This window comes from Rhodococcus sp. 06-156-4 (assembly GCF_002259345.1).
GTDB lineage: Bacteria > Actinomycetota > Actinomycetes > Mycobacteriales > Mycobacteriaceae > Rhodococcoides > Rhodococcoides fascians_E.
Map to the genome: position 1 here is coordinate 74,034 of NZ_NPGB01000006.1, position 21,870 is coordinate 95,903.

General features: G+C 65.0%; 21 protein-coding genes and 1 pseudogene. 10 read left to right on the top strand and 12 right to left on the bottom strand.

The genetic code is table 11. The annotated features are described in order from the left end of the window. Positions 1–8 precede the first annotated feature (8 nt). Complete coding sequence (locus CH290_RS02850; protein ID WP_033190349.1) at positions 9–497, top strand: acyl-CoA thioesterase; 489 nt, start codon at positions 9–11, stop codon at positions 495–497. A gap of 24 nt (positions 498–521) precedes the next feature. Here the strand turns inward: CH290_RS02850 and CH290_RS02855 are convergent, their stop codons facing one another. Together CH290_RS02855 and CH290_RS02860 are read right to left on the bottom strand one after the other, a co-directional pair. Beyond that, on the bottom strand, positions 522–1,544 hold the full coding sequence (locus tag CH290_RS02855; protein WP_019667180.1) for a phosphotransferase family protein: 1,023 nt from the start codon (positions 1,542–1,544) through the stop codon (positions 522–524). A 172-nt stretch (positions 1,545–1,716) separates the two neighbouring features. Further along, complete coding sequence (locus tag CH290_RS02860; RefSeq protein WP_033190348.1) at positions 1,717–2,130, bottom strand: hypothetical protein; 414 nt, start codon at positions 2,128–2,130, stop codon at positions 1,717–1,719. A gap of 286 nt (positions 2,131–2,416) precedes the next feature. Between CH290_RS02860 and CH290_RS02865 the strand changes: the two genes are divergently transcribed. Together CH290_RS02865 and CH290_RS02870 are read left to right on the top strand one after the other, a co-directional pair. Next, positions 2,417–3,613 (top strand): MFS transporter, encoded by a 1,197-nt coding sequence (locus tag CH290_RS02865; protein WP_033190347.1) that lies wholly within the window; start codon positions 2,417–2,419, stop codon positions 3,611–3,613. Positions 3,614–3,726: 113 nt separating this feature from the next. After that, complete coding sequence (locus CH290_RS02870; protein WP_033190346.1) at positions 3,727–4,419, top strand: hypothetical protein; 693 nt, start codon at positions 3,727–3,729, stop codon at positions 4,417–4,419. 57 nt (positions 4,420–4,476) lie between these two features. On the opposite strand, the gene CH290_RS02875 is transcribed toward CH290_RS02870, so the two are convergent. From CH290_RS02875 to CH290_RS02885, 3 genes are read right to left on the bottom strand one after another with little or no spacing between them, the layout of a single operon-like run. Further along, complete coding sequence (locus CH290_RS02875; RefSeq protein ID WP_019667176.1) at positions 4,477–5,919, bottom strand: NAD(P)(+) transhydrogenase (Re/Si-specific) subunit beta; 1,443 nt, start codon at positions 5,917–5,919, stop codon at positions 4,477–4,479. Then, positions 5,919–6,272 (bottom strand): NAD(P) transhydrogenase subunit alpha part 2, encoded by a 354-nt coding sequence (locus tag CH290_RS02880; RefSeq protein ID WP_019667175.1) that lies wholly within the window; start codon positions 6,270–6,272, stop codon positions 5,919–5,921. The genes CH290_RS02875 and CH290_RS02880 overlap by 1 nt, the downstream gene beginning before the upstream one ends. Then, the gene (locus CH290_RS02885; RefSeq protein WP_019667174.1) at positions 6,272–7,384 is read right to left on the bottom strand and encodes a Re/Si-specific NAD(P)(+) transhydrogenase subunit alpha; all 1,113 of its coding nucleotides are present in this window, start codon (positions 7,382–7,384) and stop codon (positions 6,272–6,274) included. The genes CH290_RS02880 and CH290_RS02885 overlap by 1 nt, the downstream gene beginning before the upstream one ends. Positions 7,385–7,633: 249 nt before the next feature. On the opposite strand from CH290_RS02885, the gene CH290_RS02890 reads away from it, so the two are divergent. Further along, positions 7,634–8,074, top strand: coding sequence for an HIT family protein (locus tag CH290_RS02890; RefSeq protein WP_033190595.1), 441 nt, complete (start codon positions 7,634–7,636; stop codon positions 8,072–8,074). Next, positions 8,071–8,709 (top strand): Type 1 glutamine amidotransferase-like domain-containing protein, encoded by a 639-nt coding sequence (locus CH290_RS02895; RefSeq protein WP_033190345.1) that lies wholly within the window; start codon positions 8,071–8,073, stop codon positions 8,707–8,709. Before CH290_RS02890 ends, CH290_RS02895 begins: the two co-directional genes overlap by 4 nt. Here the strand turns inward: CH290_RS02895 and CH290_RS02900 are convergent. Next, positions 8,706–9,017: a hypothetical protein gene (locus tag CH290_RS02900; protein ID WP_020113123.1), complete on the bottom strand. Its 312-nt coding sequence runs from the start codon at positions 9,015–9,017 to the stop codon at positions 8,706–8,708. The genes CH290_RS02895 and CH290_RS02900 overlap by 4 nt on opposite strands. Positions 9,018–9,159: 142 nt before the next feature. On the opposite strand from CH290_RS02900, the gene CH290_RS02905 reads away from it, so the two are divergent. From CH290_RS02905 to CH290_RS02915, 3 genes are all read left to right on the top strand, one after another. Next, positions 9,160–9,759 carry a DUF3558 domain-containing protein gene (locus CH290_RS02905; RefSeq protein ID WP_230621091.1) on the top strand — a complete coding sequence of 200 codons (600 nt, stop codon included), beginning with the start codon at positions 9,160–9,162 and terminating at the stop codon, positions 9,757–9,759. A gap of 8 nt (positions 9,760–9,767) precedes the next feature. After that, entirely contained in the window at positions 9,768–10,286 is a 519-nt protein-coding gene (locus CH290_RS02910; RefSeq protein WP_019667169.1) for a DUF3558 domain-containing protein, read from the top strand. 68 nt (positions 10,287–10,354) lie between these two features. Next, positions 10,355–11,716: an FAD-binding oxidoreductase gene (locus CH290_RS02915; RefSeq protein ID WP_020113120.1), complete on the top strand. Its 1,362-nt coding sequence runs from the start codon at positions 10,355–10,357 to the stop codon at positions 11,714–11,716. Here CH290_RS02915 and CH290_RS02920 read toward each other — a convergent pair. The 6 genes from CH290_RS02920 to CH290_RS02945 all read right to left on the bottom strand — a co-directional run bounded on the left by CH290_RS02920 (position 11,713) and on the right by CH290_RS02945 (position 19,610). Continuing rightward, a complete protein-coding gene (locus CH290_RS02920; protein WP_033190343.1) occupies positions 11,713–13,026 on the bottom strand; it encodes an aspartate aminotransferase family protein in 1,314 nt (437 codons plus the stop codon). The genes CH290_RS02915 and CH290_RS02920 overlap by 4 nt on opposite strands. Further along, positions 13,027–14,079 carry a TIGR03842 family LLM class F420-dependent oxidoreductase gene (locus CH290_RS02925; protein WP_033190342.1) on the bottom strand — a complete coding sequence of 351 codons (1,053 nt, stop codon included), beginning with the start codon at positions 14,077–14,079 and terminating at the stop codon, positions 13,027–13,029. Positions 14,080–14,082: 3 nt separating this feature from the next. Continuing rightward, positions 14,083–15,504, bottom strand: coding sequence for a dihydropyrimidinase (gene hydA / locus CH290_RS02930; protein ID WP_033190341.1), 1,422 nt, complete (start codon positions 15,502–15,504; stop codon positions 14,083–14,085). A 21-nt stretch (positions 15,505–15,525) separates the two neighbouring features. Beyond that, complete coding sequence (locus CH290_RS02935) at positions 15,526–16,362, bottom strand: nitrilase-related carbon-nitrogen hydrolase (RefSeq protein WP_033190340.1); 837 nt, start codon at positions 16,360–16,362, stop codon at positions 15,526–15,528. Between the two features lie 119 nt (positions 16,363–16,481). Further along, positions 16,482–17,999: an ATP-dependent DNA ligase gene (locus CH290_RS02940; protein WP_033190339.1), complete on the bottom strand. Its 1,518-nt coding sequence runs from the start codon at positions 17,997–17,999 to the stop codon at positions 16,482–16,484. 69 nt (positions 18,000–18,068) lie between these two features. Beyond that, positions 18,069–19,610: a carboxylesterase/lipase family protein gene (locus tag CH290_RS02945; protein ID WP_033190338.1), complete on the bottom strand. Its 1,542-nt coding sequence runs from the start codon at positions 19,608–19,610 to the stop codon at positions 18,069–18,071. A gap of 96 nt (positions 19,611–19,706) precedes the next feature. On the opposite strand from CH290_RS02945, the gene CH290_RS02950 reads away from it, so the two are divergent. Then, positions 19,707–20,354, top strand: coding sequence for a hypothetical protein (locus tag CH290_RS02950; RefSeq protein WP_230621090.1), 648 nt, complete (start codon positions 19,707–19,709; stop codon positions 20,352–20,354). Between the two features lie 73 nt (positions 20,355–20,427). Next, positions 20,428–21,870 (top strand): annotated as a pseudogene (locus CH290_RS02955) (sugar porter family MFS transporter); the annotation flags it as partial.

Genomic DNA, 21,870 nt, shown 5'->3' on the forward strand with positions numbered 1-21,870 from the left:
CAGCAACCATGACCGCCTCCGCCGGCCAGCGAGCCGAACGCAACACCGCCGCCGAGTACCCGACCCTCTGGCCGATCGCCACGCGGTGGGACGACAACGATCACTACGGGCACGTCAACAACGTCACCTACTACTCGTACTTCGACACCGCGGTGAACGGTTGGCTGATGCACACCACAGGCGTGGACATCAGGGCACTGGATGCCATCGGTGTGGTCGCCGAGACGTCGTGCAAGTACCACAGCGAGTTGTCGTTCCCCGACGCCCTGCAGGTCGGCCTGTCGGTCGAGAAACTGGGCACCCGCAGCATCGTCTACGCGCTCGCTCTGTTCCGCGAAAGCCCGGGCGACGAGCTGCACCTGGCAGCCACCGGCCGATTCGTCCACGTGTACGTCGACGCGCAGACGCGTCGTCCCGTCGCCATTCCCACCGAGATCGAAGCCGCCGCCCGCACTCTTGTGGCCGGGAGTGGAGCCGGCAGGAACGACCCCAGCTAGACCGGGAGTGACTAGGCGGAGATTTCAGAGGCCGATGTCGTCGGCGGTGCTGAGAGCCCGGGCGATGATGTCGTCGATGAGGGTCGTCGTGGGAGAACCGGCGTCGGCGCGGTTGCGGGCGTCGGCTTCCGCTCGTCGCATGACGCCCTCGGCGATGATGGACAGCTTCCACAGCGCGAGCACCTGCCAGAATCCGACGGCTGTGACGTCGCGCCCCGTCTTCGCTGCGTAGTCGGCCGTCAATTGCTGTCGGGTCGGGAAGCCGGGCAAGGTCGAGGCCATGAACGGCCCTGCGACGGCGTCGCCCGCTTCCGGCCAGTAGGCGAGGAGCCCGCCGATGTCCGCGAGTGGATCACCGAGCGTGCACAGTTCCCAGTCGACGACGGCCACGATGTCACCGGCGGTGGGTGAGGTGATCACGTTGTTGAGGTGGAAGTCGCCGTGCACCAACGTCAGTTCTCGTTGATCCGGGATGTTCGCTGCGAGACGCTCGGCGAGAGTGTCGATTGCCGGTACTTCACGTGTCTGCGTGTGCTGCCACTGTGTTCGCCAGCGCTTGAGTTGCCGCTCCGCGTACGGCTTGTGGCTGGCCAGGTCCGTGAGCCCGACGCTGTCGAGGTCCACCCGGTGAATGCTCGCGAGCGCGCTCGTCATGCTGGATCCGATTGCCCGGCGAATGTCGGGTGCGGTGGCCTCGGCTTTCTGCACCGAATCGAGCACGACGCCGTCGACGTAGCTCATGAGCACCAGAGGCACGTCGGACACCTGTGAATCCTCGGTCACCGCGATCATCTTGGGGACCGGAACACCGGTGTTCTGCAGGGCGGTGAGGATCCGGTATTCCCGGACGACGTCGTGTGCGGATGCCAACAACGTGCCGAGTGGCGGCCTCCGCAGTACCCAGCGACTACCGCCGGCGTCGGCGACCGCGTACGTGAGGTTGGATTGTCCGTTGCCGACCCTGTCGTATGTCAGCGGGGCCACTGCACCGATGCCGAGGCCTCCGATCCATTCGGAGACGGCGTCGAAGTCCACACCTGTCGTCATACGCTCGAAGGTCCTTTCACTTGCGAATCAACACTCGTCACTGTCGCACGGACGACGCGTGACCGAGCGTGGATTCGCCGAACAACGAGCTGCGACGTGTCGTACGACGAGCGACGCCGCGGACGCACCCGTGTGGGCGTCCGCGGCGTCGAATGGATAGTGAGAAGTACTCTCAGCTGGCCTTCGGGAGCTCGGTGTCGGCGGCTGCGTCGACGATCGGGGCGGAAACGTTCACGTCCTCAGGGCTCGATTCCGTGACGTCGCGGCGAGCGGCCACCTCGTCGACATCACCGACGAGCAAGGACACCAGCGCGTCGGGCTCACTCGTCCACGCCACGGACATCGTGCGCATCTCGGACGGGGAGAACAGCCCGCTCATACGCAGGGCGTCGATCCACTCGGCGACGGCGTCCGGCGTAGCCACCGGAATGGACTCGCGGTCGAGGCGAGCTACCTCGAACTCGCACGAGAAGAACGCGCGCATCATCTCCAGCTGAGAAGAGGACAGCGGCGCCGAATCGACTGCGGCGTCCAGCACTGTGGGTGTCGCGTCCGCGAGATCCTGGCGGGTGTGTGCGAGGGTCATGATGTCTCCTTCGATCGGCGTCGCTGTGCGGTGCCAGGTCAGCCGCTCGGCCCAACCTTCTCGGCACCGTTCTCAGATCGTTACGAAGAGATTTGTAACGAATTTGCACTCCTGTCCGATCCATCGAAACTACGCTTCCGCTCGGTTGTGTCGCCAGACCAAACCGAATGATGTGATAAGCGTCACACGAGTCGCCGGCATCCGGCGACTATCCAGCTACGAATGCTTACCAAGATCGTCCACCCACGACCTCTCACCGCGGGCTCGACGCAAACAACCAGGTAGCGTGCGTGCAGTGATCGACAAGGCCGCAATCTCGACAGCCGCTGCCCGCCGCGCCCGCGCCGCCGTTTTCGGAGTGTTCGCCGTCAACGGCTTCCTCTTCGCTATCTGGGTCGTGCACATTCCGACCGTCGAGCGCCAGGTCGGTATCTCGCACGCCACCCTCGGATCGCTGCTCCTCGTCTTGGCGGGCGGAGCGATCGTGGGGATGCAGGCCGCCGGCCCGTTGGCCGACCGATACGGCAGTTATCGGATCGTTACCGTCGCCGGAGTGCTGCTGTCCACCGCAGTCGTCGGTCCGGCGCTCGCCACGAATGCCGCCACCTTGGGTGCTGCGCTGTTCGTGTTCGGCATCTTCAACGGTGCTCTCGACGTGTCCATGAACTCTCAGGCAGTCGACGTCGAGCGCGTCTACGCGCGACCGATCATGTCCGCATTCCACGCTCTGTTCTCGGTCGGTGGCGTCGTGGGCTCACTCGTGGGAGCCGCCACCCTGTCCATCGACATGCCGATCCTGTCGACCACGATCGGAGCAGCCGTTGTCGGCATCGGCGTGTTGGCCTGCTGCCGCCCGTTCCTGGTCCCCCGCACGTCGCCGCACACCGGGGAGTCCGAAGCCGACGGTTCCGCGCGGGGCCGATTCTCTCCGCGCGTCCTGGCGCTCGGAGCCCTTGCGTTCGCCCTCCTTCTGTCCGAAGGGGTCGCCAACGACTGGAGCACGTTGCAGGTGAAGGAGCACCTCGCCACGTCGGACAGCACCGCAGCTCTCGCCTTCGGATTCTTCGCGACGATGATGACCGTCGGCAGGTTCTGTGCGGATCGAGTCAGCGCGCGCTTCGGCCCGGTCGCGGTGGTCAGGTACGGCAACGCGATCGCGGCAGCGGGGATGGCTCTGGTCTTGGTCTCGGACGTGCTGCCGCTGACGCTCGCCGGATGGGCGTTGTTCGGCCTCGGATTGTCCGGCAGCGTTCCGCAGATCTTCACCGCCGCAGGCAACCTCGGAGGCGGCGCGGCGACCAACATGTCTCGCGTCGTCGGAATGGGATACGTCGGGCTGCTGGCCGGACCTGCGATCGTCGGCTGGATCGCCCACTTCGTGTCCCTCACCTCGGCGATGGCTGTCCCGTTGGCGCTGACGATTGTCGCTGCAGCCGCCGCGGGAACTGTTCGACCGCGCACGGTGTTGCCCGAACGGGATTGACGGAACCTTCACACCGCACGCTCAGAGTCGTACGGCATCCTCGTAGCCGAAGGACAGGCGTGCGGACAACGCAGTAGTACTACAGGGGCGACACGAAGGGGGTGTTGTAGGCAGTGAGTGCCGACACCGACAGCATGGAATTGGTGCAGCTCGAGGGCATCGAGATCGACCACGACGCACTGGCTCGAAGCAGGCGATTGATGGCACGGCTCGTCGCAGTCGCCGGGCTGCTGGGAGTACTGGCCGTGGTACTCGTGGTGCTTCCGCTCGCGGGCGTGACGTATCCGTATTCGCGGGCGCTGGTTCCCAGCTTGGACGGACCCGCAAACGCACTGCTCGAAGCGTTCGGAGTCACCCCCGTTCTGGTCGCGGTGGCAGGTCTGACGGTGGTGTCGCTGATTCGTAAGCTGCCGTACGGGATCGGTGCCGTCATCGCCCTCGTACTCGGAGCGTCTCTGACGACGGCAGCGGTGCGGTCGTGGGCCGACGGCTGGGTGCCGGCGTCGGCGCTGCCGAACGGGTACGTGACGGCGTGTGCATCGTTGGTGTGCGCGGCGACACTCGTCGCGAGTGCGCGGTTCCTGCCGATGGTGTGGGGACTCGGCGCGGTTGCAGTGGCGACGGTGTCCGCGGCGGCCGTCATCGGCGGTTCGGCGACAGTCGTGGGCATCGTGACGACTGTGGTTATCGTGACCGCGTGGTGGGCTGGGTCGTCCGCAGTCATGTTGTACTCGCCCGTCGCTGCCGAGCGTGAGGCCCAGAATCCGTTCGACACCGCTGCTCTCGCACTGCGAAGACTGCGCTAGAACGCCGATAGCCCGGTGACCGTGTCAGGCCACCGGGCACTCGCACCGAAGAACGAACTACAGAGCTTTGAGCTCCTCGATCACCGAGTTGACGGACTTCTTCGCGTCGCCGAACAACATCGAGGTGCGATCGGCGGTGAACAGCGGGTTGTCGATACCGGCGTAACCCGAGCTCATCGATCGCTTGAGCACGATCACCGACCGCGACTCGTCGACGTTGAGGATCGGCATACCGTGGATCGGGCTCGACGGGTCGTTGCGCGCCGCCGGGTTGGTGACGTCGTTGGCGCCGATGACGATGGTGACGTCGGTGCGATTGAACTCGCCGTTGATGTCGTCCATTTCCTTCATCGCGTCGTACTCGACGTCGGCCTCGGCGAGCAGCACGTTCATGTGCCCCGGCATACGGCCGGCAACGGGGTGGATCGCGTACTTGACCTCGACGCCCTTGCTCTCGAGGATCGACGCCATGTCCTTGACGGCATGCTGAGCCTGCGCGACAGCGAGGCCGTACCCGGGCACGACGATGACCTGCGATGCGTACGCCATCTGGATCGCTGCATCCGCGGCCGATGTCGACTTGACCGTGCCACCCGATGCGTCCGCGCCCGGTCCGGCATCGCTGCCACCGCCACCGAACGACCCGAACACGATCGCCGGAATGGACCGGTTCATCGCCGTTGCCATCAGGTTGGTCAGGATCGAACCGGATGCGCCGACGATCATGCCTGCCACGATCATGGCCGTGTTGTTCAACGCAAGACCGGCAGCCGCTGCCGACAGTCCGGTGAGCGCGTTGAGCAGCGAGATCACGACGGGCATGTCCGCGCCGCCGATCGGGAACACCACGAACAGACCCATCAGCCCGGCTGCGACGAGCACCAGCACGATGAACCACACCGAGGTGCCCTCACCCGGAGTCGACTTGACACCGATGTAGATCGCGACCGCCACGGCGAGGACGAGCAGCACGATGTTGGTGAGCTGGAAGATGCGCGCATTCTTCACGAACGCCTTCTCGACGTTCTTGTTCAGCAGTTCCTGCAGCTTGAGGAACGCCACGAGCGAACCCCAGAACGACACCGAACCGATGACTGCGGCGAACAGCGATCCGACGACGATGTGCACCGTCGGCTCTTCACCGTGCTGGAACGCCGAGAACCCGTCGGTCTCGATGAACTCCGCCCACGCGATGAGCGCGACGGTGCCGCCGCCGACGCCGTTGAACAGCGCCACCAGCTGCGGCATGGCCGTCATCTTGGTGCGCTTGGCCGGCGGAACGCCGAGCAGAACACCGATCGCGAGACCGGCGGCGATGAGAATCCAGTTGATCGCGGCGGCGTCGCGCACCTCGATCAGGGTCGCGACGACGGCGATACCCATACCGACAGCGGCGATCCAGTTGCCGCGGACGGCGGTCTTCGGGCCCGTCAGGCCCATCAGACCGTAGATGAACATCGCGAACGCAACGATGTAGAGAATGTTGACGACATTGTTCATCAGGAATCGGCACCCTTCTGGCCAGAATCAGACGACGCCGCAGGATCAGAAGCAACGGGTGCCTTCTTGGACTTGAACATGCTGAGCATGCGGTCGGTGACCAGGAAGCCGCCGACGACGTTGAGCGTGCCGAAGATCAGCGCGACGAACGCGATGATCCGCACACCCCACGACGCATCCTCGGGCAGACGGCCGAGCACGATGAGCGCGCCGAGCACGACGATGCCGTGAATGGCGTTGGTGCCGGACATCAACGGTGTGTGCAGCGTGTTGGGAACCTTGGAGATGACGGCGAATCCGACGAAGCCCGCCAACACGAGAATCGCGATGTTCGCGAGAAGAGCGGTGTACATCAGGCGTCAGCCTTTCTGGTGACACAGGACTGCGCGACGACCTCGTCGGAGAAGTCCGGCGTGAGTGCGCCGTTCTCGTCGAGAAGCAGTTCCAGCAGTGCGGAAACGTTCTTCGAGTACAGCTCGCTGGCGTGCTCGGGCATGGTGGCCGGCAAGTTCAGCGGCGAGGCGATGGTGACGTCGTGCTTGACGACGGTCTGGCCGGGCTCGGTCAGCTCGCAGTTGCCGCCGGTCTCACCGGCGAGGTCGACGACGACACTGCCGGGCTTCATGCCCTCGACAGCGGCGGCCGTCACCAGACGCGGAGCCGGACGACCCGGCACCAACGCGGTGGTGATGACGACGTCGAAACCCTTGATCGCTTCTTCGAGTGCCTGCTGCTGCTGAGCACGCTCGTCCTCGGTCAGCTCACGTGCGTATCCGCCCTCACCGGCAGCGTCGATCCCCAGATCGAGCCACTGCGCACCGACGGAACGAACCTGATCGGCCACCTCCGGGCGCACGTCGTAACCGGTTGGCCGGCCGCCGAGACGCTTCGCTGTCGCCAACGCCTGCAGACCCGCGACACCTACGCCGAGGACCAGCACGGTCGCCGGCTTGACCGTGCCTGCGGCGGTGGTGAGCATCGGGAAGAAGCGAGTCGATTCCGACGCGGCCAACAGAACGGCCTTGTACCCGGCCACGTTGGCCTGCGAGGACAGTGCGTCCATCACCTGTGCGCGGGAGATACGCGGGATCGCCTCGACCGCGAACGCCTGCACCCCGGCGGCGGCGAGTGCGTCGATCTTGTTGTCGGCGTTACGCGGCGCCAGGAATCCGATCAACGTCGAACCCGACGACAACTTCGAGATCTCGGCATCCGTCGGCGGGGCCACCTTCACCACTACGTCGGCGGACCACGGGTCCCCGATCGTTGCTCCGGCCGCGGCATACAGCTCGTCCGGAATCAACGCTCCCGAACCCGCACCGGACTCGACGACGACCTCGACGCCCTTACCGATCAGCGACGCGACGACCTTGGGCACCAAGGCCACTCGGCGCTCGCCGTCCGCGGACTCACGCACGACACCGACACGTGTCGTCCTGCTCTCTGTGCTCTGCGATGTTTCCAATTCTCCGACTTTCGTATGTTGAATGGCGCCCGTGGTACGGCGAACGGGGGTAACCGCGCGGCAAACAGGCAAAGCCCAGCGTCAAGGCACAAGGTCCCTGATGATAGCCAAATGAGGCAGACCTCAGGTAACCCAGACCACAACTGTGGTCTGTTCTGAATCGAATCCGACGCGTCCCGACGTGCAACCCTTCCATTTGCGGTGACGGACATCACAGTGAGCACGTCGCCGCCCACCTACAGTTGCGGCGTGAACAACTGCGTGTTCTGCGCCATCGTCGACGGCGATGCCCCCTCGGTCCCCGTGTACGACGACGACGACGTCGTGGCGTTTCTCGACATCAGACCGATCACCCGCGGCCATCTCCTGGTGATTCCGAGAAGACACTCGCAAGACCTCGACACATTGGATCCGCGCCTCGGCGGCGCATTGTTCGCCGCCGGACAACGACTGTCTCGCGCGATCAGGCGGTCGGATCTTCGTTCGGACGGCGCCAACCTCGTCCTCAACGACGGCAAAGCCGCCTTCCAGACCGTGTTCCACACGCACCTTCACGTCGTACCGCGATGGACCGGTGACACACTGCGGTTCGTGACGGGATTCGTGACGCGACGGCTGAAGGATCCCGAGGCGACGGCGTCGGCGATCAGGGCGGGGCTGACGCGGTTGGACGAGGAAGAGCCCAGGTGAAGCTGTTTCTGGCGTCGTACCGGTTCGGCGCGCACGTCGACGAATTTCTCGCCCTGACGTCCGGTCCTGGTCGTGTCGCGGTGATCGCGAATGCCGCGGATGCGTGGCCCGCCTCGGCGCGGCAGTCTGCCGTCGTCAGCGAACTGCGCAGCCTGACCGAACTCGGTTACGTCGCCGAGGAACTCGACCTCCGTCGATTCCGAACCGACCGCGACGCGCTCTGCCGAGAACTCGACGCTGTCGACACGGTCTGGATCCGCGGGGGTAACACGTTCGTGCTGCAAGCTCGGCTCGAGATCGCGGGCGCCGACGGCGAGATCGCCTCGCGAGTGCGGGACGGTTCCCTCGTGTTCGCTGGGTACAGCGCGGGCGCGTGCATCGCCTCACCGTCGCTTCGAGGGGTGGAGGCAGCCGACGATCCGGCGGAAGTCGAGGCGGCCACCGGTCGAACAGCATCGTGGACCGGCCTCGGTCTGACCGACCACTCGTTCGTCCCGCATTTCGGGTCGATTCTCGACGAGAACGGCGCCGCGCAGGCCATGGTGTCAGTGTTCGAGCGCGAGAACGTCCCGTACCTGACGCTGACCGACGAGCAGGTGGTTGTGGTCGACGGCGATCGCTTCGAGCGTCTCTAACCGAACTGTGCGATCGGGGCCAGGCGGTCCAGCGAGATCCACGCCATTTCGCACCGGCGGCGCGTCACTTCGTCGGCGTCGATCAGCAGCATGTCCAGCAGCATCTTGGGCCGTCGCTTCCACGTCTGTTCGGCGTCGGCGACGGTGGCGCGCTCGAACAACCCGGACTGCGCGAGTGCGGTGACCCACTCCTGGACGTCTCCGCGGTGGATCGCCTCGATGGTGTCGTAGTCGACTCCCCCGTCCTGGAATTCGTACGAGAACATCGCAGCGACGTGGTTCCACGACTTCTGTTTCGGCTCCATCATTTTCGGGCCTCCTCGCTGACACAGGGGCCGACCGTGTGTGCCACTCCCGGCCCTGGACGGACCTGACGACCCGCCTTCGCAGGACGCTAGACCTCGCAGCTACAACATTGCGTTGCGTGCGCGCATCGATCAGGTAACGGAAGTGACTGAAGTTACTGATGTGACTCACGTCGGCCGTGCGCAACGACATCCAGCACTCGACTCGGTAGGCTCCACAACCGTGTGGAAGCGGGCAACCATCATCGGCGCGGTAGCGGCAGTGACACTTGCCGCCGGATGCTCCGGCTCCGACGACACCGACGGCGGCGCCTCGCCCACGACAGAGCCGGACTCCGCACAGACCGAAGAACTGTTCGTCGGAGAATGCGGTTCGCTGACCGACGAAGAACTGACGTCCATCACCGGGGTCCGCGGGCTCGCCTCGTCGTCGAAGAACGCTGTTCGCTGCCGATGGGACGCCGTCGACACCGGCGCATACGCGATGTTCACCTGGTATCGAGGAAGCCCGATAGACCGCGAACGCACCGTCGCCGGCCAGATGGGACGCGAGATCGGCGTCATCGACGCCGACGGGCACCCTGGGTTCACCGCACGAGGAAGCGACGCGTCGTGCGAGGCAGGCGTCGAGTCCGGCGACGGCTTCCTGCACTGGTCACTCAACTACGTCTACGCAGCACCACCTCGCGACAGTTGCGACGTGGTCGAGGAACTCGTGCGCGCGACCGTCGAGAATGCGAGATAGGCACTGCCATGAGACGTCGAACTTCCCTGGCCGCGGCCGCAGCGGCACTGTCCCTACTCGTCGGCGGTTGCAGTACGACCGTCTCCGGAACTCCTGTCGCGCAAGGCGCGGGTGACGTCGACACAGAATTCGACAAACTACTGCAGGAATGCGTCGCCGTGCCGGACGACAAGATCGCCGAGTCGGTCCAAGCGGACACCGTGAGCCAGTACTTCTTCGGTGCGGTCTGCATGTGGTCCGGATCCGGCCCGTCGGGGCTGATCGACGTCACGTTCGCCTGGTACGAGGACAATTCGCTGGGCCGCGAGCGCGAGCTGTCCGAGAAACTCGAGTACTCGGTGGAGCCGGTCACGGTGGGCGGCGCGAGCGCCTTCCTGTCCCGGCGGCCGGGCGACCCCGCGTCCTGCGGCATCACCGCCTCGTACTCCGGCACCATAACCTGGTGGGTTCAGTACCGATCCGGAACCGTCGATCCGTGCGCCGGAGCAACCAGACTCGCGGAGCTGACGCTGCAACGTAATACGTAGCCGACCGAATTCTCGCGGTTTCAATCAACTCCGGTTCATTCCGCAGGCTCCACTCCTAGTCTGGGGTGATGACCGACCTGACCGAACTGCGCCGCGCACTCCCCGAGGGATCCGTCATCGTCGATCCCGACATCACCGAGGGATATCGACGAGACTGGGCGAAGGACCCCGATGCCGGATCACCGCTGGCCGTCGTGCGAGCAACCTGCACCGCCGACGTGCAGGCGGTCATGAAGTGGGCCACCGCGCATCGCGTCGCGGTGGTTCCCCGGGGCGCCGGTTCCGGATTGTCCGGCGGTGCAACCGCCGTCGACGGCGGAATCGTTCTCACGACCGAATCGATGCGAGACATCCATGTCGATCCCGTGACGCGTGTGGCCGTGACCCAGCCCGGTCTGCTCAATGTCGAGGTCAAGAAGGCCGCCGCCGAGCACGGCCTGTGGTATCCGCCCGACCCGTCGTCGTTCGAGATGTGTTCCATCGGCGGCAATGCAGCCACCAACGCGGGCGGTCTGTGCTGCGTGAAGTACGGCGTGACCACCGACTACGTGCTCGGCCTCGAAGTGGTCCTCGCCGACGGCACAGCGGTGCGTCTCGGTGGCCCTCGGCTGAAAGATGTTGCGGGACTCTCTCTGACGAAGCTGTTCGTCGGCAGCGAAGGCACCCTCGGGATCATCACGGAGATCACCGTTCGACTGGTGCCCGCACAGCCGCCCGCGAGCACCGTCGTCGCGTCGTTCTCCTCGGTGCGCGACGCGACGACGGCTATTCTCGCGATCACCCGGAATCTCCGTCCGTCGATGCTCGAGTTCATGGACCGTGCGTCGATCGGAGCGGTCGAGGACGCGATGAAGATGGGACTGGATCGGGGTGCGGCCGCGATGCTCATCGCCCGTTCGGACTCCCCCGGCGCAGATCGCGGACGGGAAATCGACATCATGGCCTCGGCGTGCACCGAAGCAGGGGCATCCGACGTGTTCACCACCGACGATCCCGACGAGGGTGAAGCCTTCGCTGCAGCACGGCGATTCGCGATCCCTGCGGTGGAACGGATGGGTAGCCTCCTGCTCGAGGACGTCGGGGTTCCATTGCCGGCGCTCCCCGACCTGGTCGAGGGTATCGAGAGGATCGCGGAGAAGTACGAGGTACTCGTCGCGGTCATCGCACACGCAGGCGACGGAAACACCCACCCTCTGATCGTGTTCGACCCAGCCGACGCGGACATGGAGCGACGTGCGAACATCGCGTTCGGCGCCATCATGGATCTCGCGATCTCGCTGGGCGGCACGATCACCGGTGAACACGGAGTCGGCAGGCTCAAGAAGGCCTGGCTACCGGATCAGGTGGGCGAGGACGTCATGAAGCTGACTCAGCGAATCAAGTCCGCACTCGACCCCGACGGCATCCTCAATCCCGGAGCCGTTCTCTAGTCGAGGGCGGCGGCGCACTCGTCGGCGACGGTCAGGACATCGTCGAGAATCTCCAGGCCCTGTCGGAGTTCGTCCTCGGTCGTCGTCAACGGTGGCGCGATCTGAATTCTGTTGCCCGCCATGAACGGCCACAGGCCGCGCGCTTTCGCCGCTGCGGTCACCTTCCCCATGGGTTCGGCATCCTTGCCCGACGCCGCGAACGGCACCAACGGATCACGTGTCTGCCGATCCTTGACCAGTTCCACAGCCCAGAAGAACCCCCGACCTCTCACTTCCCCGACGCTGGGGTGGGACTCGGCGAGCTTGGCCAGTCCGGCGCCGAGTACGTCGGCGCCGACGCTTCGGACGTAGGGCAGAATTCCGTCGCGTTCGAACACTTCGATGGATGCCACACCGACCGCACAGGCCAGCGGATGCCCCGAGTACGTCAACCCGCCCGGATAGGGCTTGTGATCGAATTTCGACGCGATGGCTTCGGAGATGACGACGCCGCCCAGCGGGACGTAGCCGGAATTGATTCCTTTCGCGAAGGTGATCAGGTCGGGCTCGACGTCCCAGGCCTGGCAGGCGAACCATTCCCCGACCCGGCCGAATCCGACCATGACCTCGTCCGCGATGTAGACGATGCCGTACCGGTCGCACAGTTCGCGCACCCCCGCCAGGTAACCCGGCGGTGGCACCAGGACACCGTTGGTACCGACGACGGATTCGAGGATGAGGCCCGCGATGTTCCCCGGGCCCTCGAGCTCGACGACCTGTTGCAGATGGGCCAGCGCCGCTGCGGTCTCGTCCTCGGGAGTCGTTGTGCCCCAGGGTGACCGATAGGGGTACGGACCGAAGAACCGGACGACGTCGACGTTGGTCGGTTCGGTGCCCCACCGCCTCGGTTCACCCGTCAAGCCGATGGCCACGCCGGTTCCGCCGTGGTACGAGCGGTACGCGGCCAACATCTTCGTCCGGCCGGTGTGCTGGCGGGCCAGGCGCACGGCGTGCTCGACGGCTTCTGCTCCTCCGGTGGTGAAGAAGACTCGGTTCAGATCGCCCGGTGCTCGCTCCGCGACGAGAGCCGCGAGCTTGCTTCGGGTGGAGTTGGCGACCGTCGGGGAGATCGTCGTCAGCACACGGGCTTGGTCGACGATCGCCGCCACGAGATCCGGGTGCTGATGACCCAGGTTGACGTTGACGAGTTGCGACGAGAAGTCGAGGTATCGATTCCCCTTGTCGTCCCAGAACCAGGACCCTTCGCCGCCGTCGACGGTGATCGGGTTCAACTCGGCCTGCGCCGCCCAGGAGTAGAACACGTGGTCCATCTACTTGCCGCCTTCCTCCGATCCGACGGATGCAGTCGTCGCCCCTGCCAGATCCGGGATGACGTGCTCACCGTAGGACTCCAGTGTCGCCGATTTGGCGTCGTGCTGGAGGTACACCGAAAACTGGTCGACACCCAGCGCTTCGAGCGCCTTCAGCTTCGTGACGTGCTCGGCGGGGCTGCCCAGGATGCAGAACCGGTCGATCACGTCGTCGGGCACGAACTCGGCGTGCGAATTCCCGGACTTTCCGTGCTCGTTGTAGTCGTACCCGGTGCGTGCAGCGATGTAGTCGGTCAACGCAGCAGGTACACCCCCACCGTCGTTTCCGTATCTGGCCACGATGTCCGCGACGTGGTTGCCCACCATTCCCCCGAACCATCGGCACTGATCACGCGCGTGCGCGAGTGCGCTCGCGCTGCCGTCGGTGACGTAGGCGGGTGCTGCCACACAGAACTTGATCGACGACGGATCCCGCCCGGCCGCGTCCGCGGCGGCCCGGACTCGTCCGATCGTCCACGACGCGATGTCCGGGTCGGCGAGCTGCAGAATGTACCCGTCGGCGATTTCCCCGGTGAGGTCGAGTGCCTTGGGTCCGTACGCGGCAACCCACACCTCGAGTGTCGATCTCGTCGCCCACGGGAATCGGACGACGGTGTCACCGAGCGACACCGACCGGCCGTTGGCGAGCTCGCGGATGACATGAATGGACTCGCGCAACTGGGCGAGCGTCGTCGGCTTTCCGCCGAGGGTGCGAACCGCCGAGTCACCTCGACCGATTCCGCAGACCGTACGGTTGCCGAACATGTCGTTGAGCGTGGCGAACGTCGACGCCGTCACCGTCCAGTCACGGGTGGCGGGATTGGTCACCATCGGCCCGACGACAACCCTCCTGGTTTCCGACAGGATCTGGCTGTGAATGACGTACGGCTCCTGCCACAGCAGGTGGGAATCGAACGTCCAGACATGCGAGAAACCATGCGTCTCCGCGCGTCTGGCGAGGTCCACGACGCGTGATGCAGGCGGAGTGCACTGCAACACGACTCCGATGTCCATGGGTCACACGAGATTCTGCGACAGCTCGCGCTTCACGAACCGCCCGTCTCCGGCCGAACCACGATATTCGCCGCCGTCGACGATCACCTTGCCGCGGGAGATCACCGTGTCGACGTGTCCGTCGATCTCGAAGCCCTCGTAGGCGGAATAGTCCATGTTCATGTGGTGCGCCTTTCCGAGTCCGATGCTGGTGTTGCCGTTCGGGTCGTAGATCACGAGGTCACCGTCCGCACCGGGCGAGACGATGCCCTTCCTCGGGTACATGCCGAACATGCGCGCGGGCGTGGTGCAGCAGACGTCCACCCACTTCTCCAGGGTGATCCTGCCGTTCTTCACCCCTTGGAACATCAGGTCCATTCGGTGCTCGACGGATCCGATTCCGTTGGGAATCTTGGAGAAGTCACCGATGCCCATTTCCTTCTGGTCCTTCATGCAGAACGGGCAGTGGTCGGTGCTGACGGTGGCGACGTCCCCCGTTCGTAGGTAGCGCCACAATTCGTCCTGGTGGCCTTCGGCGCGGGATCTCAACGGCGTCGAGCACACCCATTTGGCGCCGTCGAATCCCGGCGCGCCGAGCTGCTCTTCGAGCGAGAGGTACAGATACTGCGGGCAGGTCTCGGCAAACACGTTCTGTCCGTTGCCTCGTGCGACCGCGATCTGTTCCAGTGCCTGCTTCGCGGAGACGTGTACGACGTACAGCGGGGCTCCGGTGACGTTCGCCAGCATGATGGCACGGTGGGTTGCTTCTTCCTCCAACTGCCACGGTCGCGAGGTGCCGTGAAAGTACGGTGCGGTGTCGCCGCGCGCCACCGACTGTGCGACGAGCACGTCGATGGCGATCCCGTTCTCGGCGTGCATCATCAGCAACGCACCGGTCTCCGCTGCTGTCTGCATGGCGCGCAGTATCTTTCCGTCGTCGGAGTAGAACACGCCCGGATACGCCATGAACAGTTTGAAGCTGGTGACACCTTCGGACACCAACTCGCTCATCGCTTTCAGCGAATCACTGTCCACGTCGCCGATGATCTGGTGAAACCCGTAGTCGATCGCACAGCGCCCGGCAGCTTTCTCGTGCCACTGCGCCAGCGTGTCCTGAACTCGTTGCCCTGGAGTCTGGATGGCGAAATCGACGATGGTGGTGGTGCCGCCCCACGCTGCGGCCCGGGTGCCGGTCTCGAACGTGTCCGACGCGAACGTGCCCCCGAACGGCATCTCCATGTGCGTGTGCCCGTCGACTCCACCGGGGAGCACGTATTTCCCGGTCGCGTCGATCACCGTGTCCGCCGTCTGGGTCAGGTCGGCAGCGAGCACCGTCGAACCTGGTTGCAGCACAGCGACGATGGTGCCACCGTCGATCAGCACATCGAGCGGTTGGGCACCCGTCGGCGAGACGACTGTGCCTCCGTGAACGAACGTCGTCCCCATCTCAGCACCTCCGGCCGGCGGTCATGGCTCCACCAGCGGCGCGTAGGCGTCGGGTCTGCGGTCCCGATAGAACGCCCACCGGTCACGGACCGTCTTGATGAGATCCATCTCCAGGTCACGCACGATCAACTCGGGCTCGCTGTCCGAGGCGACGTCACCGACGAACTTGCCTTCGGGGTCGACGAAGTAGCTGGTGCCGTAGAAGTCGTCGTCGCCGTACTCCTCGATGCCGACGCGGTTGATGGCTCCAATGTAGTACTCGTTGGCCACCGCCGACGCCGGCTGCTCGAGTTTCCAGAGGTAGTTGGACAACCCGCGCGAGGTGGCCGACGGATTGAACACGATCTCGGCTCCGGCGAGACCCAACGCACGCCACCCTTCCGGAAAGTGCCGGTCGTAGCAGATGTAGACGCCGATGCGACCTACTGCGGTGTCGAACACCGGCCAGCCCAGGTTGCCGGGCCGAAAGTAGAACTTCTCCCAGAAACCGTTCACGTGCGGGATGTGGTGTTTGCGGTATTTCCCCAGGTAGGTACCATCAGCGTTGACCACGGCCGCGGTGTTGTAGAGCATGCCCGGTTGTTCCTGCTCGTAGACCGGCAGGATCATGACGATGCCCAATTCCTTCGCCAGTGCCGCGAACCTGTCGACGGTGGGTCCCGGAACCGACTCGGCGTAGTCGTAGAACTTCGAGTCCTGCACCTGGCAGAAATACGGGCCGTAGAACAACTCCTGGAAGCAGACGACCTTCGCCCCTTGTTCGGCCGCTCTGCGCGCGTATCCCTCGTGCGCCTCGATCATCGTCTGCTTGTCGCCGGTCCAGTTGGTCTGGACCAGAGCCGCTCGAACTGTCGTCATGGCTGACCACTTCCGTCCCTCGTTCTCGATGGGCCTGTTCAACATAAGTGATCCACGAGGTACACGTGCGGTCAATGGTGTTACAACATGAAGTGAGGACGTTTCGGCCGGGTAACGACTCAGGTCGACGGCATCAACAGGGCCCGCACGGCGTCGATGGTGTCCGCATCCGCGGGGGTCTTGTCCGGCCGATACCGCAGCACGCGTGCGAATCTCAGTGCCACACCACCCGGATAGCGGCTACTGGTCTGCGCGCCGTCGAGCTCGATCTCCACGACCAGTTCGGAGTTCAGGTAGACGGTGTGCTCGTCGCGCGATCGCTCGTGCTCGAGAAATTCCTCGGTCTGCCACTGCAACAACGCATCGGTGAGACCTTTGAACGTCTTACCGACCATGATCGGGTCACCGCCGTCCGGGTCACGCGCTCCCAGATGCAGGTTGGACAACCACCCGGTGCGTCGCCCGTAGCCCCATTCCGCAGCCAACACGACGAGGTCGAGAGTGTGCTCGGGTTTGACCTTCTGCCAATCCTTTCCCCGTCGTCCGGCCGCGTAGATCGAGGACAGCGACTTGATCATCACCCCTTCGTGACCGGCGTCCAACGCCGCATCGAAGTGAGCGGCGGCCGAATCCGCGTCGGGTCGCACCAAGGACGGGATCCGATGTTGCGGAGCCACGCGCTCGAGGGCGTCGAGTCGTCGTTCGAGCGGTTCGTCCAACAGGTCAACTCCGTCGAGGTGGATACAGTCGAAGAAGTACGGCTGCAAGAGCAATTCGTGTGCGCTCTGCGCGCCGAACCGACTCATCGTCTCCTGGAACGGCCGGGGTCTCCCACCGTCGGTCAGCGCAAGGGTTTCACCGTCCAACACCACGGACTCACAGGGAAGTGTGCGAATCAGCTCCACCAATTCCGGTACGCCGTCGGTGATCTCGCGCAACGTCCTGGTGTAGATGTGCACGTCGTCTCCGAGCTTGTGCACCTGGATCCGTGCACCGTCGAGCTTGTACTCGACGCTCACATCTCCCTCCATGTCCGCCCAGGCGGACGCCAGCGTCTCCGCCGGCGAGGCGAGCATGGGACGAACCGGCCTTCCGACCTGAAGACCGAAGCCTGCCAGTGCCTCCTCCCCACCGTTCAACGCAGCAACTGCGGTCGCGTCGAGACGCCCGGACAACATGAACGCCCGGCGCACCGGCGCCGGATCCAACCCGGCGGCCTTGGCGATCGCATCGGTCATCACTCCTTCGAGCGCACCCTGGCGAAGTTCACCCGTCATCAGGCCGACGAGAAACTTCCGTTCCGCCCCGGTCGCCGACGCCCAGAGGTCGACCAGCAGTTCACGCCGCCGCGCGGCCGAGCCAGGTCCCGACGTCGACGCGACGGCCGTGATGGCGTCGTCGACCTCGCTCACCGTCAGCACACCGTCCGGAGCGGCCGGGACGTCGATGTCTGCCAGAGTGCGCCACCCGACCCCGATGCGGCCCTGCGGCAGCTCCCCGGACAGCCAGGACACGACGACCCCCACGTCCGCGGACTGCAGGTCGGCGAGCAGCAGGCGTAGAGCCTCGGTCTTCGCCTTGCGGGAGCGCGTGGCACCGACGGCCGAGGAGGTGTCGATGATTCGAGTGAACAGCACGTACCGAACGTAACCGGAAGGTCGGACACTCAATCCTTCCGCGGCGCGAGCGTGCTCGGTCGACGTGTGTCAGCTGAAGCCGAGTACCCGGTCACCCCACGCCACCCTGGTCTCCCCGTCCGGGTCGTCGACGACGTTGTCCTGGCCGTCGATCACCAATGTGGCACGAGCCGGCTCGGTGTACAGCGGCCAGTGTTTCGCGCCGTCCAGCGTTGCGGGAACTCCGTGACGCGCGAACGCCGTCCACCGCTTCATCACACGGGCCGAGACGGCCGTCGCAGCTTTGCGGCCACCGAGCCAGAACGTCGGGTCGCGGTTCAGGGTGCCGAAGTTGCCGAAGACGTAGGGCAGTTCCGTTGCGTGACCGGCTCCGATCCGCGCGGCTTTCAGCATCGGCGTCGCGTGGTCGAACCGGTACATCCAGACCGGCGAATGCCTGCTGTGCGCGTCGGCGATCCAGAGGCTGGGCATCTTGAATCCCGCGTCGGTCGACATCGCGAGTGCCCCGGAGGTCTTCGATCGTTCCGGGTACGCCGACATGATCTCGGCGACGCGGAAAGCAGGCAGTTCCGCGTGGTCGTTCGCGATCGCCCGGAACATCTCGGACACGGTGTCCGAGGTGACCGGCATCAGCGGCGACTTCATCAACCGGAAGATCGACGCCTCGTCGTTGTTGGTTCCGATGATCAACGGAATTCGGTGGGCGAACCCTTTCTGGAACGCCGCGACCGGATACCGAGGCACGATGTCGCCGTCGACGACCGGCGCGAGCCCGAGTGTGCCGGGCACCTTCGTCGGGATCTCGTAACAGAGCGTGTCGCCCGCCTCCACGAGCCGCATGAACTCGATGGTCTTCAGCTCGTGGATTCGATCCGGCGTGACGTCGACGAGTTCGAGGAATCGTCCCGCCACCTGCGCAGCGCGGTCGGGACCGTACACCGACGTCGCGGGTGCGCTCTGCACTATCGCGCGGTGGAACAACCCCGCGGCCTTCGGCGACGTCATCAGCGTCGTCACCGACGCGCCACCCGACGATTCACCGAACAGCGTCACGTTCGACGGGTCACCGCCGAACGCGTCGATCGATCGGCGCACCCACTCGAGCGCCGCGATCATGTCCCGCAAACCCAGATTCGATTCGAACACCGTGTCGTCGGTGGAGAACGAGGACAGGTCGAGGAATCCGAACGCGCCGATCCGATAGTTGATCGTCACGATCACCAGGTCGCCGACTTCCGAGAGACGCCGACCGTCGTACACCGCCTGAGACGAGGACCCGAGCGAGTAGGCGCCGCCGTGAATCCACACCATGACCGGTCGCGGGGTTCCGTCCGGCTCCGGCGCCCACACGTTGAGCGACAGGCAGTCCTCCGACATGGGGATGTCGGGATCGATGGGTACCGGGTTGTCCAGGCCCTGCGGAGCGACGGACCCGAAGTGCCTGCAGTCCCGCGGCTGTGTCCACGGTTCGACGGGGCGAGGGGATCGAAATCGATGTTCACCGTCCGTCGGCGCCGCGTAGGGAATGCCCTTCCACGCGTGGACCGACCCGTCCTGATGGCCGATCACATCACCGTCGGGCGTGCGCACCTGGCATGTCGTCTCGCTCATGGCCCCTCCTACGATCTACCGGCGTTCGCCAACGTACCAACTCCCCGTCGGCGCGGATCGTCGTTCATGTCCGCGACGTTCTTTATGCTGAGCCGTATGACGCGGGTTCGGATCTACGCTGGTGCAGCGTGCGGGCTTGCCGCCGTCCTCCTGTCCGGGTGCAGCACGCAGTCGTCGGGGAACGCAACGGCGCCCCTCGCGACGGTGGACACCGATCCGCCGTCGGTGATCCGGACGACCACACCCCCGGCCACGACCACTCCCGAGCAGACGACCACTCTGCCGTCGACCACTCTGCCGACGACGAACTCGACCACCACGCCCGCAGTCGCCGACCCCGCTCGCTACGAGGGGCTCAGCGGTTTCTACTACTTCACCTCCCCTACCGGGAAATTCGAATGCGCCGTGTTCATCACCGATGCGTCGGTCGCCGGCTGTCACGGCGAGTTCCCGCCCACTGCTCCCCGGGTCGAGGGCAGCGGCGCTCCGGATTCTCGAGTGGCTCCCAACACGATCGAGCTGACGGCCGGCACCGCGGCGCGATTCCTGAGCTCCGGTGACCCTCGGTTCCATCGGTTCGACGCCATCGCCACTCCGCTCCCCTACGGTGAAACGCTCTCGATACCCGGGTCGGGTACGTCGAACGGCATCACGTGCAGGGTCGACGAGCTCGCCGGGGTCTCCTGCACCGACCAGGTAGGGCATGGTTTCACCGTGTCCGACACGGCGTTCGAGGTGAAGTGACCGGTGTGTTTCGCAGTGCGAACGACCGGGCATAAGCTGACAGCCGTACGGCGAGACCGCCGCACGATCATCTGTCGCGGCCGAGAGCACTGAGCTCTCCGACCGGGAAGGAGTTTTCCCGATGTCCACCACGCCGACTCGACGCAACGCCAAAGTCATAGGCGTCAGCGTCGCCGCCGCGGTCGGCGGCTTCCTGTTCGGTTTCGACAGCTCCGTGATCAACGGGGCCGTCGACGCCATCGAAGGCCGTTTCTCACTTGGCTCGTTCACCACCGGCTTCGTCGTCGCCATCGCGCTGATCGGGTGCGCCGTCGGCGCCTGGTTCGCGGGCTCGCTCGCCGATCGATGGGGCCGCAAGAAAGTGATGGTGCTGGGCTCGGCCCTGTTCACCATCTCCTCGTTGGGATCGGGCCTCGCCTTCAGCGTCCCCGACCTGATCCTGTGGCGCATCCTCGGCGGCCTCGGTATCGGTATCGCCTCCGTCATCGCGCCCGCCTACATCGCCGAGATCGCTCCCGCGAAATGGCGCGGAAGTCTGGCGTCACTGCAGCAACTCGCCATCACCCTCGGTATTTTCGCCGCCCTTCTCTCCGACGCTCTGCTGCAGGGCGCCGCGGACGGTGCGTCCAACGACCTCTGGCTCGGCCAGGAAGCCTGGCGCTGGATGTTCCTCGTCGGCGTCGTACCGGCCCTGATCTACGGCCTGCTCGCAGTCACCATCCCCGAGTCACCTCGCTACCTCGTCGGCAAGCATCTCGACCAGGAAGCTGCCGACATCCTCGCCAACATCACCGGTGAACTGCATCCCGACGAGCGAGTCCACGAAATCCGCCTCACTCTCCGCAAGGAGGAGAAGGCCTCGTTCGCCGACATCCGCGGCCCGAAGTTCGGGCTCCAGCCGATCGTGTGGGTCGGCATCGTCATGGCCGTCCTGCAACAGTTCGTCGGCATCAACGCGATCTTCTACTACTCGACGACGCTGTGGAAGTCCGTCGGCTTCACCGAGGACCAGTCGTTCACGACGTCGGTCATCACCTCGATCATCAACGTCACGATGACCTTCGTGGCCATTCTGTTCGTCGACCGAATCGGCCGACGCAAACTGCTCCTGGGTGGTTCCGTCGGCATGTTCGTCGGTCTGCTGATGGCAGCGATCTCGTTCTCCCAACAGATCGGCAGTGGCGACGACGTGTCCCTCCCGAGCCCGTGGGGTGCCGTCGCGTTGGTCGGAGCGAACCTGTTCGTGATCTTCTTCGCGGCGACGTGGGGACCCATCATGTGGGTTCTTCTCGGCGAGATGTTCCCCAACCGTATGCGCGCCGTCGCCCTCGGAATCGGAACCGCCGCGAACTGGCTGGCCAATTTCGCTGTCACACTTGCCTTCCCGCCGCTCACCCAAGCGATCGGCCTGTGGGCGATCTACGGATTCTTCGCCGTCATGGCGGCAGTCTCGTTCTTCTTCGTCAAATCGAAGATTCCCGAGACCAACGGCAAGGAGCTCGAGGACATGCAGTAA

Bases quoted from the DNA above. Each gene is read 5' to 3' on its own strand.
- CH290_RS02925 (WP_033190342.1), bottom strand. From the start codon at position 14,079: ATGGACATCGGAGTCGTGTTGCAGTGCACTCCGCCTGCATCACGCGTC.
- CH290_RS02860 (WP_033190348.1), bottom strand. From the start codon at position 2,130: ATGACCCTCGCACACACCCGCCAGGATCTCGCGGACGCGACACCCACA.
- CH290_RS02850 (WP_033190349.1), top strand. From the start codon at position 9: ATGACCGCCTCCGCCGGCCAGCGAGCCGAACGCAACACCGCCGCCGAG.
- CH290_RS02855 (WP_019667180.1), bottom strand. From the start codon at position 1,544: ATGACGACAGGTGTGGACTTCGACGCCGTCTCCGAATGGATCGGAGGC.
- CH290_RS02900 (WP_020113123.1), bottom strand. From the start codon at position 9,017: ATGATGGAGCCGAAACAGAAGTCGTGGAACCACGTCGCTGCGATGTTC.
- hydA (WP_033190341.1), bottom strand. From the start codon at position 15,504: ATGGGGACGACGTTCGTTCACGGAGGCACAGTCGTCTCGCCGACGGGT.
- CH290_RS02935 (WP_033190340.1), bottom strand. From the start codon at position 16,362: ATGACGACAGTTCGAGCGGCTCTGGTCCAGACCAACTGGACCGGCGAC.
- CH290_RS02945 (WP_033190338.1), bottom strand. From the start codon at position 19,610: ATGAGCGAGACGACATGCCAGGTGCGCACGCCCGACGGTGATGTGATC.
- CH290_RS02910 (WP_019667169.1), top strand. From the start codon at position 9,768: ATGAGACGTCGAACTTCCCTGGCCGCGGCCGCAGCGGCACTGTCCCTA.
- CH290_RS02920 (WP_033190343.1), bottom strand. From the start codon at position 13,026: ATGGACCACGTGTTCTACTCCTGGGCGGCGCAGGCCGAGTTGAACCCG.
- CH290_RS02915 (WP_020113120.1), top strand. From the start codon at position 10,355: ATGACCGACCTGACCGAACTGCGCCGCGCACTCCCCGAGGGATCCGTC.
- CH290_RS02880 (WP_019667175.1), bottom strand. From the start codon at position 6,272: ATGTACACCGCTCTTCTCGCGAACATCGCGATTCTCGTGTTGGCGGGC.
- CH290_RS02875 (WP_019667176.1), bottom strand. From the start codon at position 5,919: ATGAACAATGTCGTCAACATTCTCTACATCGTTGCGTTCGCGATGTTC.
- CH290_RS02950 (WP_230621090.1), top strand. From the start codon at position 19,707: ATGACGCGGGTTCGGATCTACGCTGGTGCAGCGTGCGGGCTTGCCGCC.